The following is a 15,989-nucleotide window of genomic DNA, read 5'->3' on the forward strand; positions in this document are numbered from 1 at the left end:
TTTTTATTTTTCCTTTTTCAGAAAAAATACCACTAGCTGCAGACTAGTGGTATTTCTTAAATTATTTTTTACTTGTAAAAACCACTGATGGATAAACCATAGGCACTACCAGCAGTCATGTCGTATTGAACTAATTCGTAGTCTTTAAGAAGGGCTTGTTGTTCTGAAGTCAAAGTCTTTGGATCGACTTTCTTACCCTTTTGGTTAATCAATTCGAAGCCTTTGTCACCTTCGTAGTTGATGGTGATTGCAGGAAGCTTCTTATGAACTTCAGTCAAAAGTGCTTGGTAAGGAGTTACCTTTGAATTAGTCTGTTCAAGCATCATTGCAATGAAGTCACTCGTACTTACGTAGTCAGTATTTTGGGTCAACTTGCTCTTAGCACCGTGTTGACGAGCATACTTGTTGGAGTAGATGAAGTAACGAGTTGAGTGCATTTGAACAGGATATTTTGAAGTGTAGCTTTGTGACAAAATACTTGGGTAGTGGTCACCGTAGAAGACAACTGTAATTGGCTTCTTAATCTTATCGATTTGAGCAATAAACTTCTTCACTGCCTTATCAGTGTATTGCGTACCCTTAATGTAAGTTGCCATTTGTTGTTGAACGGCACCACTCTTGAACAAATCACCTGAAATCTTGCCCATGTATTCGTTCTTTGGATACCAGTTGTTGTATGGCATGTGGTTTTGGATTGAAATCAAGTTAATGAATTGACCGCCTGAGCGTGAATTAATTTGTTTCAAACCATTAGCATAAGTAGTGTAGTCAGAGTTGTATGTACTCTTGCCCAACTTAATTTGGTCAATAATCTTGTACTTAGAACCTAAGTAAACAAACTTATTGAACTTAAACCGCCGGTAGTCTTCAACTCTTGAGTAGTAAGTACCGATGAATGGGTGAACAGCAGACTTGTAGCTAAAATTCATACCGATTGTTGGGTAGTACTTGTATCTTGGAACAACTTGAACATAAGGGGTCAAAGTTGTTCTGAAGAGTCCCATGTTAAGACCGGTCAAAGTTTCCCATTCCATGTTGGCAGTACCACCACCGTAACCAGCACTAAGCATGTTGCCGTAAGTAGCTCTGCTCTTCATTGATTGAATGAATTTAACCGGATTTGGTACGGATTTATCAATCTTGATCGTTGGGAATGTGTATGGGTCAACAAAACTTTCACTCAAGTTAAAGACAATTGTTTGACTGCTAATATTATTCTTTCTTGTCTTATTAATTTGAGCAGCGATCTTTTCATACTTCTTAGCCAATTTAGTCATTGTGCTCTTGGAGTAATCTGAAGGCTCGTTCATGATCTGCAAGTCAATGTAGTTCAGGAAGTTCAAAACAGGACCATTGATTTGAATATCACGTTCAGGGTTTCTAAATGATTGCTTGTTGTCAAAGCCACGGTTGATGTGGTAAATAATGTCACCGTCATGGTTAAAGCGAAGTGGAGTCAAGAACAAAAGCAAACTGAGCAATGCCCAAATTCCTCTGTGCTTCCATGAACCCTTCTTCTTGATTGGATATTTAATTTCCAAGAAGACTGCCAACAAGACAGCAATTAAAATTGCGATTCCGGCAACGATCAGAATTGTACTACCGATCATTGGAATCAAAGTCTTAAAGTTAGAAGCTTCAGCTAATTCACTTGGGTAGATTGGTTCACCACGAAGATTAAGCTTAACTTTGTTAGCAACAGCCCAGCCGATTGTAACTACACTGACCAGAATGGTTGAGGTCCAGTAACGGTTAGTAACAAAGTATAAGATTGAGAACATGGCATCAAGGAAGATTGTCGTCAAGATGATGGCGAAGAATCTCGTACCAAGCAAGAAGACAACCGCATTAACGTCTGAAGCTGTTGAAATTTGAATTCTTAAATTGTCTGATTCAATTAAGAAAGAGGCAAAACTCAAAACGTAGAACCAGCTCCAGGTCAAAAGCTGAACTCGGTGTTGAGTTGCCCAGCGAACAAGAGCTGACCAACTGTCTTGAAGAATTTCAATCAAGCTTGAACGACGGCTAATTTTGAGCAAAGTTCTTCTAAATGGTCTGATTCTGAAGAGGTATTTATCGTAAACCTTTGCCAGAAGCAGACAGACGGCCATTATGATAATAATCATGATGATCTTGTTCAAACCTGCACTGTTAGTGAGATGGAATGATTTCAAAAGTCCCGCGGTAACAGGAGCATCCATGAAGGCAATTACTGGAATAAAGTAACGCATTTCACGGCTGGTAAACTTAACAATTACTCGTCTAAATACCAAGAAGACAGCAATTACCATCAAAGCCATCGCTGGTGAGGTTTGGTTATCCAGGAAGTATCTGTTCCAGGCGTTAAAGCTGCCTGTACGACCTGAAAGAAGCTGGTACCAGTAAACACCGTCAAATCCAGGTACACCAATTAAAACGACGAAGAAAGAAACAATTCCGCCGAAGATTGTCCATCTAAAGGTTTTGCCACTGATTTCGGCATTTGCCAGGAACATCCCCCAAGCAAAATACAAAATCAAATAGATCCCATAAATGGAGTATTTAAAGATCATCGTCCCTGCACTTGTAGCAAAGCCAAGGATCGTCAATAAACAAAGTACTAATAAGTTTTGCTTAGGAGTCAATTTTTTCTGGAAGTCATATAAAAATGGCTGGACCAAAATACTGAAAATTAAGCCACTAAGTAAAACAGAAGTACTAGTGATAACTGGGAAAAATACACCCCACAGAAGCCACATATTGAAATTGCCTGGCAGTCTGAAGAAGTATACCAGATACAGTAAAACCAAAGTAACAACAGCTGAAAGCCAAAATCTAAAGCTTTCGGTTGGATGCACTTTTCGTTTGCTGTAAACTGCACCAAAGACCATTGGTACAAATATCATCGTGGCATTAGTAGCCATTGTTGGTACGAAGCTTAACACGCTGCCGAATGGGAAACGTCTTAAGGAACTGCTAAAGTTGAATATTTGCACCAACATAAAGAAAGTTGCCAGAAGCAAACAAATTGCTTGCCAAACTGTTAACGAATTCTTTTTTCTTTCATTCATCTTTCTAGTTCTAGTCCTTACTAATATAAAATCTTGCTACGCCTTAATACCTAATTTTCGCTTAAGTGTCCGCAAAATATCAACTTTTTTGCCGCGACCAGCAAAGAAATCAACGATATCTTTCCTAAACTTAAACGCCATAATTAATGCAATTAGCAAAAAGACGATTCCCGCCTCTAAGTTATGCAGCAGTTGGTAAATACTAAACAGCAGCATAAACACTAATGGCGGAATTGTTAAGTTTTGCATGACAGCTGTTAAAAACAAGGCAATCAGCAAAGTGATTAACCCAGCCTTCCAATCATACGCAACTGAAAGCAAAGCTGCAACCGCTACTCCCTTGCCGCCATGGAATTTATTCCAAAGGGGAAAGCAGTGCCCCAGAATAAGACCTAATCCGGCAAAAGCCAGATTAATCTTATCCGGGAAAAGAAAGTGGACAATTAACAATGCTATTCCTGTTTTCAGCAAATCGCCGATGCAGGTCATGATGCCCCCATTTTTTACCAAAAACCGCGCCCATATTGGCAGTTCCAGGATTACCGGAACCGTACTTAGCAGGATCGATTTTTAGAAAAATACGGCCAATGATTATCGCAAACAGGAAATTGCCAAAAACATAGCCAATTAGCGTTGACCACAGTTGCGCCATTAATTATCACCTTCTTCGGTGTAATCATCGTAAATGGTATAGTCCTGAGTCTTGGTACTGTTGAACTTGAAACCATTCTTGATGTTTTTCTTGTTTTGATAAGTTTCATTGTTGCTGCTGGTTTCTTTGGCTAAGCCCAATTCTGAACGGCAGTAGTCAGAAATTCGCTGCAGTTCATAAGTTGGCGGAACCTGATAGGAAGCACCATCAATATAAACGCCGACCCCATGCAGGTAGTCGCTCTTAACGATTTTAGCACAAGCACGGTAATTCAGCGCAATCAATTGCAATGCCGAGAAGGTTAAATTGGTCTTAACATTTCCAGAAAACGATGTCAAAATCGAATCCAGATTTGTTAGCGAACCAACAGAGATTGCCTTCTTAATTAAAGCAACAATTACCTGCCGTTGACGAGCTTGCCGGCCATAGTCACCTTGCGGATCATCATAACGCATCCGTGAATATGCTAGCGCACCGGCACCACCCATGTGCGTCAATTGATCCTTTTTAAAAACATAGCCGCTGTATTCGAAGCTTAATTTTGGTCTAATATTAATCCCGCCAACGTAGCTAATCATTTTCATAATTCCGCCCATGTTGATAACGACATAATATTTCACCGGCACATTGATTAACTTAGAAACAGTGGCCATCGCCATCTTGGCACCACCAATTGAATAGGCAGCATTGATCTTCTCAACCGTCAGCTTATTAGAACTGCTGTCAGATGATGAAGAAGAACTACTTGAACTAGGATTAACCATCTGTGCCATTGTATCACGCGGAATTGAAATCAAGCTGTAGCGCTTTTTCTGCGGATTAACAATTGCCAGGATAATCGTATCGGTTCGGCCGCGCTTTTCAGTTCGGTTAAGCGCACCAGTATCCGTTCCCATTAAAAGGACGGCGAACTTCTTTTTACCATTAAATTCGCCCTTTTTAATTGAAACTTTGGTCTTAGAATCGTAAGTTTGATCAAATGCATTCTTGGTTTTGAAATAAACGTAGCCAAAATAAGCAAGTGCACCAACTGCTAATACAGCCACAATACTGATTATCCAAGCTAAAATATGATTCCTTTTATGATAATCGTTCGAGTATTTCTGAACTCGAGTATTTCCAGGTTTTTTGTTACTTTTCATCTCAAATACCTAATCATCAACTTTCAATGACGTTATTATAGCAAAAAAAGCAAGCAACTGCCGACCTGCTTTTCTATCTTATTAAAATCGTTATATTTTCGCTAAAGTGTAAGCGCTAATTTGAAAATTTGCTCGGTTTCACCATCTAATTCTACATTATTAACGCTGCAATTAATCATATCGTCGTCTTGCTGCAGCTTAAGATCGGTTGATTCAAGCGTCGCGGTATGATCAGCATCAGCCATCACGATCTTGCTGATGCTCTCGTCAGTTATCGGTGCCAATTGCGGCAAAGCCAATTTTAAAGTAAAAGGCATTTTTTTGTTTGAATTATTCTTCAAATCAAAAGAAATGTTTAATTGTGTTCCTTCAATTGAATAGGTAGTCATGATTTCAAAATGATATGGGAACTGCTTATAGCTTTCGGCTGAATCAATCAATGTCAGACTTACTCGCGCATCCCCTTTATCGACGACTGTCCATGGCAGCTTATTTGCCCAGTTGTTTTCGCGATCGATTTCCGGAAAGGAAATGATTGCTTTCCCTTGCTTTTCTCCGTTATCCAGATAATCGTAATTATCCTTTTTAGAAATTAAGTGGGCAATTCCTGCCCCATTCTCATTCACAGAGACTTGTAAGAGAGAATTCTCGATTGTTTGCATTGTTATTCTCCCATTCTTTCAACTAGTATAATGTTTTAAAGTTTTCCTTAAGATTAAAAATTAATGGCAATTGTTTGCTATTTATAATATAATATAACTGTTTCAAAAAATAAGAAATAAAAAGTAATTAATTTTTGGAGCAAGTTGATAAAAAAGGCACTTCCATTCGGGAGTGCCCTTTTTTGCGCTTTTTAAGAATCTACCAGTTGCTTAAAACTAAATTTCATAATCGATGCGGTCTTCACTAGCTTCGGTTAAGTCTGCAGCCACCTTAGCGACAAAAGAACCATCATCCGCTGTTTTTATTTCATTCATATCCGTTGGCTTTGGCAATTTTCGATGATTGTAAAGACGGCTTGCCAAAGTATCAGCTGCCATCTTCATTGCATCCTTTAAACCCTTTCCTTCGGTAATTGCACCTTTAACATCGGGAAAGCTGACAACATAAATATCATTACCAAGTGGTTTAAAAATTGCTGGATAAGTTACAATCTTGTGATTCAATTGACACGTCTCCTTTATCTTCGATATCTGTACATGTCTATGGTAACGCCAAAATTAAAAATAGGTACAAAAAAAGTCCTCAATCAGAATGATTGAGGACTTTAATTTAAACAACTAAAAATTAGTCGTCAAGCTTTTCCTTCTTAACAACGTCTAAGTGTTCATCGAAGGTGTAAACTACTGGTTCACCAGTCTTCATTTCAAGGTTCATGATGTCATCATCAGAAATGTTTTCGATGTACTTAGTCAAAGCACGAAGTGAGTTACCGTGAGCTGCGATAATTACGTTCTTGCCGTCAAGTAAGTCTGGAGCAATGTGATCTTCCCAGAATGGCATTACACGGTTTAAGCAAACGTGTAAGTTTTCGCATTTAGGAATGATGTGTGGATCCAAATTTGCGTAACGACGGTCATGTGCTTGACTGAATTCGCTGTCATCATCAATAGCTGGTGGCAAAACATCGTATGAACGACGCCAAATGTGAACTTGTTCATCACCGTACTTTTCAGCAGTCTTCTTCTTATTCAAACCTTGAAGAGCACCATAGTGACGTTCGTTAAGTCTCCAGGTCTTAGTTTCTGGGATCCAAAGTTGGCCACTTTCTTCCAATGCGTAGTGCAAAGTCTTGATGGCACGAGTTAATAATGAAGTGTAAGCTTGGTCAAATTCAAGGCCGTGTTCCTTGATTAAACGACCAGCTTTTTTAGCTTCTTCAACACCCTTGTCTGAAAGGTTAACGTCAACCCAACCAGTAAATTGGTTTGAAAGGTTCCATTCACTTTGTCCGTGACGGATCAATACTAATTTTGACATGAAATATCTCCTTTGAAAATTCAATGTTTCAACTATTATTTTACACGCTTCATTTAAAATTTCATAGGAATAAAACAAAAAAAGCTTAAGAAAGGTGCAAATATTCTCGTGGTAGAATAAAAGATAGTTTTATGCGAATAAAATAAAAATTAATATATATAGAAAGAAAATTTAAAGATGAAAAAAACAAAAGTTTTCAGTCTAATTACAACGATCTTGCTGGCAATCCTGACATTAACTGCCTGCTCAAATAAAAAATCTACTACAACTCAGAGCAGCACGCCGTCTGCCAAAACCATTTTAGCTAAAACACAAACGACGAAGTTCAGCAGCCTGCATGCTACTTGGCTTCAAACTGATAAGAACAATCAAACTCTGCAAAAGGCAGAGGCAAGCTACCAAAAGAAGCCCTTGATTATCTACGCTGATTTCACCACTAATTCCAACCATTACAAGATGTGGATCAACAGTAAAAATAATTATGTCCAAATGCAGGGCACTTCTTCTAAACGCTGGTTCAAGACCAAGCTGGGCAAGGCGTCATCTTATGCCCAATTAACCGATGACTTGGCTCAGTCAGCCTTGATGACTTTCAGCAGCAACTCTGCCAAATTATTTAAAGTTAAAAAGGCCACCAATGGTTACACTTTGACTTACAGCGGCAAGAATAAGACTTTATGGAGCGAAATTATTAAAAACAGCATGATCACTTCCGTGATCGGAATCGATACCAATAAAGTTAAACCAGGCAAGGTCAATGTTAAAATTGAAACTGATAAGAATTACAGTTTAACTGGCCTGACTATTGACGCTGCTTATAAAGAAAATAATTCTGAAAAGCACCTCAAGATAGTGATCGACAAGATCAACCAAGTTTCCAAAATGCAGATTCCTAGTTCAGTTACCAAGTCTGCTGTTGATCTTGGCAGCCTATCCAATTAAACTTAAGATAGTTATTTTCTAATATTATAGGAAAGAAGTTATTTAAGAATGAAAATAAGAAAGTTATGGCTATTGCCCATCTTGCTTTTAGGGCTGGTTTTGGCCGGCTGCAGCAACAAGTCAAATACCAAAAAATCAGCAACTGCTTTGACTAAAACGCAAGTTGTCCAAAAAGCCAAGAAGTCTTTTAAGAGCGGACAAGTAATTCAATCCGTTCGTTTGGCTACCGATACTTCAACCCAGTTGGTTACTGCCAATACGATTTTCGGTGGCAATAACGGCACGATTTTCCACATCACCAACCAGACTACCAGCAAGGGCAAGACCCAAAGCACTGAAGAATGGGTCAACATGAACAATGTCTTCATCAACGGCAGCAGTACTTGGTACAAGGCTAAATTAGACAGTTTGAGTGGCCACAGCTACGCAGAATTGGTCAATGCAATTATGGACAACAAGTTGATTCTTGACCCAAGTTCTAAGTTGGTGAAGGCTTATAAGATGACTCGCAAGGGCCAAACCTACACTTTAACTGCTAATTTAACTGATAAAACTTTGATGAAAAACGCAATCGAGCCAATCATTGCGACCGTCGGCCAAACTTCCGCTCAGGAATCTGTTTTCCGTCGAATCTTAAATTACGGCAAATTGAAGAACATGACCGTTAAGATGGTTGTTAAAAACAATAAATTATCAACCTTCACTGTCTTCGTAAACTTGAAGCTCGGCAAGTACATGACCGCCCGCTTTGGTCAAAGCTACGGCAACTTCGGCAGTCAAGACTTCTTGAAGGTGCCAACCAGCGTCCTTAATGCAAAGGCATTGCCAACAACCAAGAGCAGCAAGAAAAGTCCAAAATAAATAGGCTTACGCAAAAAGATCTCTTCCTTGAAGAAGAGATCTTTTTTCTTTATTCTTTTCCTAAAATCTGGCGAATATGATCAGCAGTTTCGAATTCACCTGAGAAGATCACTTCATCCCCTGGTTCAATCACTGTTGAACCGTGCGGCGAAAGCCAAGTGCTGCCACGACGAATTCGGCTGACCGTCATCTTGTCAACGAACTCCCAATCCATTAATTGCCGGCCAGTGTAGGCGGTATTGCGTACAACAACGGAATAGAGCACGTTCTTGGTGTCCGTCATTACCTGGTAAACCGCTGGCGATTCGATTAAGGCCCGCATCAGAGCTGAACGAACATTGGTAAAGTTAAAGATTTCAATGCCCGCTGCGCGCAAATCATTAATTGTTTTAGCTTCCGGCTGCTGCAGACGAACGATCACGCGTTTAACGTCCATCTTCTTAGCCATGCGACTCAGTTCGATATTCTTTTGATCGTTATGCAAAGCAGCGACGAAAATATCGCAGTCAAAACCACCTTCCTTTAAAAGAGCCTCCTGATTCAAGTCAGGAATAAAGGTTAAGTTTGACCGACTTTTGAAGGTATCATAGTTGTTCTGCTGGTTGGTGAACATCTTAATGGCATACCACTTGTCATGCAAATCGTGAACCACCGGCATGGTGAAAGTATTGGCACCAATCATGACTACCCGCTGCTTGATTCGATCTTCCGGCGTTAATTTGAAGCTGGAGTTAAAGACGATCGGGCAAACAATGCAGACGACAACCGCTGCCAAAATAAAGGCATCGGACTGCGTGCTGGTAATCACTTTCAAGCGCCGAGCAACCTGCAGCGTTGGCAAAACGATCGTAATCGTTGTTGCTGTCAAAAAGCCGCCGGCAAAGGCATTGCCATGGTCAAATTTACGCATGTAAACGGCGACCACCGGCATTTTTGCCAAAATCAAAAAGATAATCAAAACTGGCAAGAGCATGAGTGAAGTTGGATGAGCAAATAAGGTTCGCAGATTCAGTTTTACTCCCGTCATAATGAAGAAAATGGGAATAAAGAAGCCATAGCCGATTGAGGTCAATTTATCTTTGGTAGCTTCGCTAGGCTCAAGCAGCTTCATGACCATCCCTGCCAAAAAGGCACCTAAAATATTTTCGGCACCCACGGTTTCGGCCACTGTTACTAAAGCGAAGATTAAGAAAAAGGCTAAACGAATATCTAGCTGCGTGGTAGCCTTAGTTACTTTGACGAACCAGTTGTAGGGCTGCTGGAACCGCCATAATAAGAAAATTGCGGCCGCAAACAGCAGAATAATCAGCCACAATTGTTCAGCATTGCCACCATGGAGTGAGGCATAGACTGTTAACAACAATAATGGAATAACTTCGCCCATGACCGCCGTCAGCAAAATTGTTTGCCCAATCGGTCGACCTAAAATATCCTTTTCCTTTAGCGTCGCGATAACCACGCCAAGGGCAACAGTCATAAAGATAATCGTTGCTAGTGATACTTCGCTAAAGAGGCCAAACAGTTTTAGCAGAAATGCTAAAATCAAGGACATCACGGCAACCCCAATGAAGGCCCCAAAAGCAGTTTTCAATGGATCAACCATTTTTCCGCTCTGGCTGCGTATTTTTTGATTGTTTTTGCGACTCAACAAATCAAAGTCGATTTCCATCCCTGACAAAAACATCAGAAGAATCACGCCCAGATTTGATAAAAAACTCAGACTTGCGGTATTGCTGATGAGGTTGAAACCGCTGCTGCCCATAATTATGCCAACGATAATTTCGGCAACGGCAGTTGGTACGTTGTTGACTTTGAACCGCGCCATAAAAATTGGGATAACCAGCGCGAGCAAGACAACGAGAAAAAGTGATAGTTGTGACATCTCATTCATTCTCTCTTCCCTAAAAAAACAAAATCAATTATACAAAAAAGCCGCCAGCCGGCGACTTTAATCGTTTATTTTAAAAATTTTGTGCTTTGACAAATTGCGTTGGACTGATGGTGTAATACTTAATTCCGGCAATTGTTACTTTGCTTCCGTAGGTTTTAATTTGGCTGTTCTTCATCAGCTTGGTCTTGCCATCGGAAACGCCAACCGTATCGTAAATATACGAATTATGCTTCAATGTCCGCGTCGTACCATCGACATTGCCAACGGCAATGTACTCATTCGTCGCAATTTGGTAGTATTTCTTTTTATTAATAGTAGTAGACTTAATGACAGTGACAACTGTTCCGGCCTTTTTGCTTGCTTTGCCCTTTACCTTTTGGCCTTTGGAATTATAAATCGCAGCGTTATGAATAATTACTTTTTGGCCAGTTTTAGCAGTTGGGATCTTGACAATATTAGAAGCTGCAGATGCAGTTGAAGTTGCTTTCACCGTTACCTTATTTGATGTGCTGGCAGTATTGGTCTTGGCCGCCTGCAAATCATAGTAATATTTAATCAATTCAAAAAACTGATCCATACTGTAACCCCATTTAGCGAAGTAACCATCTGGATCACCATGGTTGGTACCGCCTAAGAATTTAGAAACAGCAGCATGGGACCAAATCGTACCTTCGCCTGTGCTGCAGGCATTAATTGGCTTTAAATTATAACGGTGCAAAATTTTAGCACACCAAATGGCATCATTGTTGACGCTTTTGGCGAAATAATCACGCGTTGTTTCTTCACAAAGCTCGATTTGAACGAAACGGTCGTTAGCCATTGGACCAGCGCCCCAAACCCCATAGTTAGGAGTCATCATTTGAATTACTTGTGAGTGATCAACGAAGGCATGCACGTAAGCATACATCGTATTCCATTCACGGTTGAAATAGATCGCTTCATCGTAAGCGGTGGCACCTGGATCGCCAGTTTCGTGAATTACGATCCCTTCTGGCTTACCGTTGTTGCGATAAACGATTTTATTTTTGGTATAAAACTTATTATAAGTAATATTTTCTGTTGCCAGCATCTTATATAGATAAGTAACGCCGACATAACTGTTTTGTTTTGCAATACTGTTAATCGCTACTGACGTGGTATCAGCTGCCTCTGCCTGGGTGACATTGAGCATGCCTAGTAAAGAAGCCGCAAGCAATGTTAAGCTAGTGACCATTTTTTTAAAATTCATTCACAGTCTTCCCTCGTTTCCCCTACTAAACTTGAGAGCAGTCACTATTTAGCAAAGTTGCTTTTCTTGACATATTGGCCGATACCAATCTTGTAGTATTTCTTGCCCATAATATTTACGGCACTACCATAGGTAGCAAGAGAACGATTCTTCTTGTAGACTAAATCATTGTCGCGGTTGCCACTACCATTGTAAACATAGGAATTACGTTTGAGCAGGCGCATTGTACCATCGATATTACCGGCAGCAACATAGGAATCTTTGCCGATTTGGTAATATTTGCGACCATTGATGGTCTTGGTGCCATAAGTGGTGATTACGCTGTCTTCTTTGAGTGCCTTAACTGTAGTGAGACGTTTGCCTTTGCTGTCATAAACGTATGCATTGTGCATCAAATTCTTTTTAACTACAGTAGCGTTGGTTGGTGCCTGAGTTGCAGGAAGAGCGGACTTGGATTCAAGAACAGTTGAGTTAACCCAGCCCTTACCGGCAATGTGCATCCGTTTGGAACCATTATAATAGGTAATCGTCTTATCAACAGTTACTGTTTCACCCTTCTTGATGGAACCAGATTTAGTTGAAACGCTGTGGTCAGTTGGCCAAGTATAGGTTGCAGCAGTAGTTGCAACTTTGTAGGACTTGGCGGTCTTAGAAATAGTTGGATCATACTTAGTCAAATTATATTGCGTAATTTGTTGATCCAAATTAGTGTTGTAATTTTGATCAGTTGCGTAGGTACCAGTTAAGGCCTTAGTAGCGGCAGCATAGCTTGAAGCATTTTCGATCCAAGCATCTGAATAACGAGTTGGCTGCCAACTTACACCAAGACGCAGCTTCTTACCATTATCATCAAATGAATCTTCGTAAGAAGTGTACTTTCTGAAAGAAGCAGTAATATAGTAGCTCTTACCGCTGCTATCTTCTTCACGAGTCGTGGCACTATAGGTAGCACCAGTCCAATCATCGCCAGCCTTCATCCCGAATAAATTGTTGGCTTCGGTAGCAAGGGTTGACTTACCCCAATCTGATTCAACGATTGCTTGGGCAATCATAACAGATGGATATACTCCGTATTTTTTCGCAGCCTTTTGTGCTTGAGTAGCAGCTTTAGTAAGAAAAACTGATTCTGTGGCAGTCAGGGTTGCGGCTTTTACTGTGTGACCTTGTACTGTCTTAAAATTCGATAGGTTATTAATTGCTGGAATAGCGGTTCCTGAGAGAACTGCTGCGGCAACGAAACCAGTGATTAATTTCTTTTTCAAATGGGGTTCCTCCTTAAGATAACAATTCTATTGTATCTGCTTAAGGAAAGCTTAACAACTCTAAACATTTCTTTGCAATCAAAATATAATAATTCTCTATTTATTTGTAACAAAAACGCCCTTTTGTATCGGATACGCGATTTACGCGGGCGAAAAATTCGTTTTGTACATTATAGGCTCCGGTCATGCTAAAGCCTATGGCCTATTACATTTTTGTAATTTCAAGGAGAAAAAGACCACATGAAGAAAAATTTAAGAATTGTTAGTGCTGCTGCTGTTTCTACTGTTTCAGCTGACGCCACTACTGGTAGTAACTATACTGAAATTAACTTAGGTTCTACTACTGCTGATGTTGCTGAGAACCCAGTAGATGTTACTCCAAGCTTTACTCTGACTGGTGTGAGCCATAACATTAAGGGTAGCCTTAAGGGTACTATTTCAGCAACCTTTGGTGGCAACACCTACACTGCTAACTTAAAAGGTGCAAACGGCAACGGTGATGTAATTATTAGAGGTGCTAAAAAGAACACGAAGTGGGATGCTGCTGATGTTTTAACTGGCCATACGTACAACATTGATATCAAGAATGTTGGCTTTAACTTTGGCTCAGCTAACGCAAACAAGGAAGTTACTATTGCTTCATCAAACAGTAACGTTACATTATCAAGGATGACGGTCCGATATTTAGAAGCGATTGGTTCGGTGCTAAAATCGAAGATAGCGATAGTCGAACGAATTCTAACTATATACTTGTTGTTGACGGAGAACATTCTTCTGAACCCCGCGTCATTCTTTTACATTTTTTGATATTTTCCACACTTAACTCGCAGTATTTATGTATTTTACCGTTCATTCATATAACTCGGTAAAATTACCGAGTATTTCAGAATATCAGATAGTGGTGGAGATGTCTATAGTTTTTTAAATAAAAATTAGATACAAAAAAGCCGAAGCTTTCGCTTCGACCTTTTTATTAATTAGCGCTTGCTAACTACTTATTAGAAGTTTGCCACCTTTACGTATTGGGTTTTACCAATTCTGTAGTAAAGCTTGCCATTAGCTAACTTAACTGCTGAACCGTAAGTAGTTACTGATGAACCCTTCTTCAAGGTTACCTTGTTAGCACGCTTCTTTGAAGTCTTGTAAACGTATGCGTTGTGCTTCAAAGTACGTGAAGTACCAGTAACGTTACCTGCAGCAATGTACTTGTCTTCGTTAGCAATCTTGTAGTAGCTCTTGCCGTTGATAGTGTAAGTCTTCAAGCCGTTTGAAGCTGAAGAGTCAGATACCAAGTTTACTGAGCTGTAAGTTGGAACCACGTCAGTACCTACACGCTTGCCGTTCTTGTCGTAGTAGTAAGCTGCGTGCATAACAGTCTTAGATACGCTAGGTTCAACAGTTGACTTACCATTTGGAACAGTTACAACTACAGGTAATGAAGCAGTCTTACCGTTAACGTCTGACTTAGCATTTAAAGTTACAGTGAATGTGTCTGGTGCTTCAAAGTCACCAGCAGCGTCTACCTTGATACCAGCCTCTTCAAGTTCAGCCTTAACATCGTCAACAGTAGTAGTTAAGTTAACGTTGTTAAACTTACCATCTTGAATTTGAACTGGTCGGTATTGCTTTGTTAAGTTATCAAGAAGAGTCTTTACATTAAGCTTGCCGTTTTCAGCAAGAGTCATGTATGAACCCTTGGTCTCGGTCATGCCTGAGTTAGTGTTGTAGAAACTTACATTGTTATTATTAGTAGCATCATATGCCTTAATGTGTTCTACTACAAAAGTTAATTCTCTAGCATTACCAAATTGGTCTAATGTTACAGTATTACCATCACCAACCAGACTACCATGATCTGACGACATAGTAACATTCGTAGGCAAATTGAAAGTTACTTTCTTATATGCGTTAGCTGAACCAAAGCTGAAGCCAACACCGCTAAGAGTCATCTTGTATTCATTACCAGCCTTTACGTATACATCGTTGTATTTGCTGTTCCAGTCACCAAGATGGTTTATAATTTGCTTGCCATCATTGTAGTAGATAGGAGTGATACCTGATTGACTAGTTAAATTAACTCTTTTAGCAGCATCAACTACATTAGCGCTTACTGTAGTACCGTTAAGTGAAGCTTCAAGAGTACCTTGAAGAGTTGCAGGAGTAGTAACTACACCATTAGCACCAATAGCACCAGTCAAAGTAAATGATGGAGTTACATTAACAGTATCCTTAGATTCACTAACAGAACCTGCACCACTTAAGTTAACAGTTGGCGTGTTAGTAGTAGTTGCAGTAGCAGTAGTATCAGCGTTAACTGGCATAGCAGTTGCAGCAATAGGTGCAACAGCTAATAAAGCAGCAGCAGCGCTAACAATTCTTAAATTTTTCTTCATGTGGTCTTTCCTCCTTGAAATTACAAAATTGTAATAGGCCATAGGCTTTAGCATGATCGAAGCCTATAATGTACAAAATTCTTCGAGCAAGATCATAAGGTTATAACTCTTATGAGGTAGTAGTCTTGCTGAAGGATCAGCATGCGTACAGGCGACACGCCTGAAGCATAAGCCCTATTACTTACCACGATTCATATTGTACTAACCTCTGCCCTAAAAGGCAAGCAGAATACCTATTATTTTTATTTTGTAATAACTAAAAAATTCCGATTTTTTCGCCAATTTTAATTCAATTAACTAAAAAACGTCGATATAACAAGAAAGACAGGGGCGACCCTGTCTTTATATTATCTTTATAATTCCTTTATAAAATCATAAATTTTACAAGTGTTTGACAGAAAATAGGTAATCTGTAACATAACTTTTCCCTACCACCGACGTTTTTTTCAATCGGTCGATCAATTCGTCAAGCTCGAAATATATCTCTAAACTAGTTTTGCCCACCTGCAGTAGCTGCAGAATCATCGAAGATGTCTGCAACAGTACGGTCAACGTATGCAGCAGCATGAGCACGAGCATAAATTTGTA

General features: G+C 39.8%; 12 protein-coding genes and 1 pseudogene. 3 read left to right on the forward strand and 10 right to left on the reverse strand.

The genetic code is table 11. From position 1 onward, the window contains the following. Window positions 1-68: 68 nt before the first annotated feature. The 6 genes and pseudogenes from HMPREF0493_RS03950 to HMPREF0493_RS03975 form a co-directional block, all read right to left on the reverse strand. Window positions 69-3,050 (reverse strand): LTA synthase family protein, encoded by a 2,982-nt coding sequence (locus HMPREF0493_RS03950; protein WP_006351995.1) that lies wholly within the window; start codon window positions 3,048-3,050, stop codon window positions 69-71. 36 nt (window positions 3,051-3,086) lie between these two features. Continuing rightward, window positions 3,087-3,702: pseudogene (locus HMPREF0493_RS03955) on the reverse strand (glycerol-3-phosphate acyltransferase). After that, window positions 3,702-4,844, reverse strand: coding sequence for an LCP family glycopolymer transferase (locus HMPREF0493_RS03960; RefSeq protein WP_006351997.1), 1,143 nt, complete (start codon window positions 4,842-4,844; stop codon window positions 3,702-3,704). The pseudogene HMPREF0493_RS03955 and the gene HMPREF0493_RS03960 overlap by 1 nt, the downstream one beginning before the upstream one ends. Before the next feature lie 101 nt (window positions 4,845-4,945). After that, window positions 4,946-5,506 carry an aldose epimerase family protein gene (locus HMPREF0493_RS03965; RefSeq protein ID WP_006351998.1) on the reverse strand — a complete coding sequence of 187 codons (561 nt, stop codon included), beginning with the start codon at window positions 5,504-5,506 and terminating at the stop codon, window positions 4,946-4,948. A gap of 216 nt (window positions 5,507-5,722) precedes the next feature. Further along, on the reverse strand, window positions 5,723-6,010 hold the full coding sequence (locus HMPREF0493_RS03970; RefSeq protein WP_006351999.1) for a type II toxin-antitoxin system HicB family antitoxin: 288 nt from the start codon (window positions 6,008-6,010) through the stop codon (window positions 5,723-5,725). Between the two features lie 121 nt (window positions 6,011-6,131). Next, the gene (locus tag HMPREF0493_RS03975) at window positions 6,132-6,824 is read right to left on the reverse strand and encodes a 2,3-diphosphoglycerate-dependent phosphoglycerate mutase (RefSeq protein ID WP_006352000.1); all 693 of its coding nucleotides are present in this window, start codon (window positions 6,822-6,824) and stop codon (window positions 6,132-6,134) included. Between the two features lie 177 nt (window positions 6,825-7,001). On the opposite strand from HMPREF0493_RS03975, the gene HMPREF0493_RS03980 reads away from it, so the two are divergent. Then, window positions 7,002-7,766, forward strand: coding sequence for a hypothetical protein (locus HMPREF0493_RS03980; RefSeq protein ID WP_006352001.1), 765 nt, complete (start codon window positions 7,002-7,004; stop codon window positions 7,764-7,766). Window positions 7,767-7,814: 48 nt separating this feature from the next. Continuing rightward, window positions 7,815-8,627, forward strand: coding sequence for a DUF6612 family protein (locus tag HMPREF0493_RS03985; protein ID WP_006352002.1), 813 nt, complete (start codon window positions 7,815-7,817; stop codon window positions 8,625-8,627). A 49-nt stretch (window positions 8,628-8,676) separates the two neighbouring features. Here HMPREF0493_RS03985 and HMPREF0493_RS03990 read toward each other — a convergent pair whose 3' ends face one another. From HMPREF0493_RS03990 to HMPREF0493_RS04000, 3 genes are all read right to left on the reverse strand, one after another. Further along, window positions 8,677-10,509 (reverse strand): monovalent cation:proton antiporter family protein, encoded by a 1,833-nt coding sequence (locus tag HMPREF0493_RS03990; protein ID WP_040457178.1) that lies wholly within the window; start codon window positions 10,507-10,509, stop codon window positions 8,677-8,679. Window positions 10,510-10,588: 79 nt separating this feature from the next. Next, window positions 10,589-11,746 (reverse strand): SLAP domain-containing protein, encoded by a 1,158-nt coding sequence (locus HMPREF0493_RS03995; RefSeq protein ID WP_006352004.1) that lies wholly within the window; start codon window positions 11,744-11,746, stop codon window positions 10,589-10,591. Between the two features lie 44 nt (window positions 11,747-11,790). Further along, window positions 11,791-13,008, reverse strand: coding sequence for an SLAP domain-containing protein (locus HMPREF0493_RS04000; RefSeq protein WP_006352005.1), 1,218 nt, complete (start codon window positions 13,006-13,008; stop codon window positions 11,791-11,793). Between the two features lie 240 nt (window positions 13,009-13,248). On the opposite strand from HMPREF0493_RS04000, the gene HMPREF0493_RS04005 reads away from it, so the two are divergent. Beyond that, complete coding sequence (locus HMPREF0493_RS04005; RefSeq protein WP_006352006.1) at window positions 13,249-13,815, forward strand: hypothetical protein; 567 nt, start codon at window positions 13,249-13,251, stop codon at window positions 13,813-13,815. A gap of 191 nt (window positions 13,816-14,006) precedes the next feature. On the opposite strand, the gene HMPREF0493_RS04010 is transcribed toward HMPREF0493_RS04005, so the two are convergent. Beyond that, window positions 14,007-15,401 carry an SLAP domain-containing protein gene (locus HMPREF0493_RS04010; protein WP_040457180.1) on the reverse strand — a complete coding sequence of 465 codons (1,395 nt, stop codon included), beginning with the start codon at window positions 15,399-15,401 and terminating at the stop codon, window positions 14,007-14,009. Window positions 15,402-15,989 lie beyond the last annotated feature (588 nt).

This window comes from Lactobacillus amylolyticus DSM 11664, from assembly GCF_000178475.1.
Classification (GTDB): Bacteria; Bacillota; Bacilli; order Lactobacillales; family Lactobacillaceae; genus Lactobacillus; species Lactobacillus amylolyticus.

Coding starts and splice junctions, on each gene's coding strand:
- HMPREF0493_RS03950 (WP_006351995.1), bottom strand. CDS start 3,050: ATGAATGAAAGAAAAAAGAATTCGTTAACAGTTTGGCAAGCAATTTGT.
- HMPREF0493_RS03960 (WP_006351997.1), bottom strand. CDS start 4,844: ATGAAAAGTAACAAAAAACCTGGAAATACTCGAGTTCAGAAATACTCG.
- HMPREF0493_RS03965 (WP_006351998.1), bottom strand. CDS start 5,506: ATGCAAACAATCGAGAATTCTCTCTTACAAGTCTCTGTGAATGAGAAT.
- HMPREF0493_RS03975 (WP_006352000.1), bottom strand. CDS start 6,824: ATGTCAAAATTAGTATTGATCCGTCACGGACAAAGTGAATGGAACCTT.
- HMPREF0493_RS03980 (WP_006352001.1), top strand. CDS start 7,002: ATGAAAAAAACAAAAGTTTTCAGTCTAATTACAACGATCTTGCTGGCA.
- HMPREF0493_RS03985 (WP_006352002.1), top strand. CDS start 7,815: ATGAAAATAAGAAAGTTATGGCTATTGCCCATCTTGCTTTTAGGGCTG.
- HMPREF0493_RS03990 (WP_040457178.1), bottom strand. CDS start 10,509: ATGTCACAACTATCACTTTTTCTCGTTGTCTTGCTCGCGCTGGTTATC.
- HMPREF0493_RS03995 (WP_006352004.1), bottom strand. CDS start 11,746: ATGAATTTTAAAAAAATGGTCACTAGCTTAACATTGCTTGCGGCTTCT.
- HMPREF0493_RS04005 (WP_006352006.1), top strand. CDS start 13,249: ATGAAGAAAAATTTAAGAATTGTTAGTGCTGCTGCTGTTTCTACTGTT.
- HMPREF0493_RS04010 (WP_040457180.1), bottom strand. CDS start 15,401: ATGAAGAAAAATTTAAGAATTGTTAGCGCTGCTGCTGCTTTATTAGCT.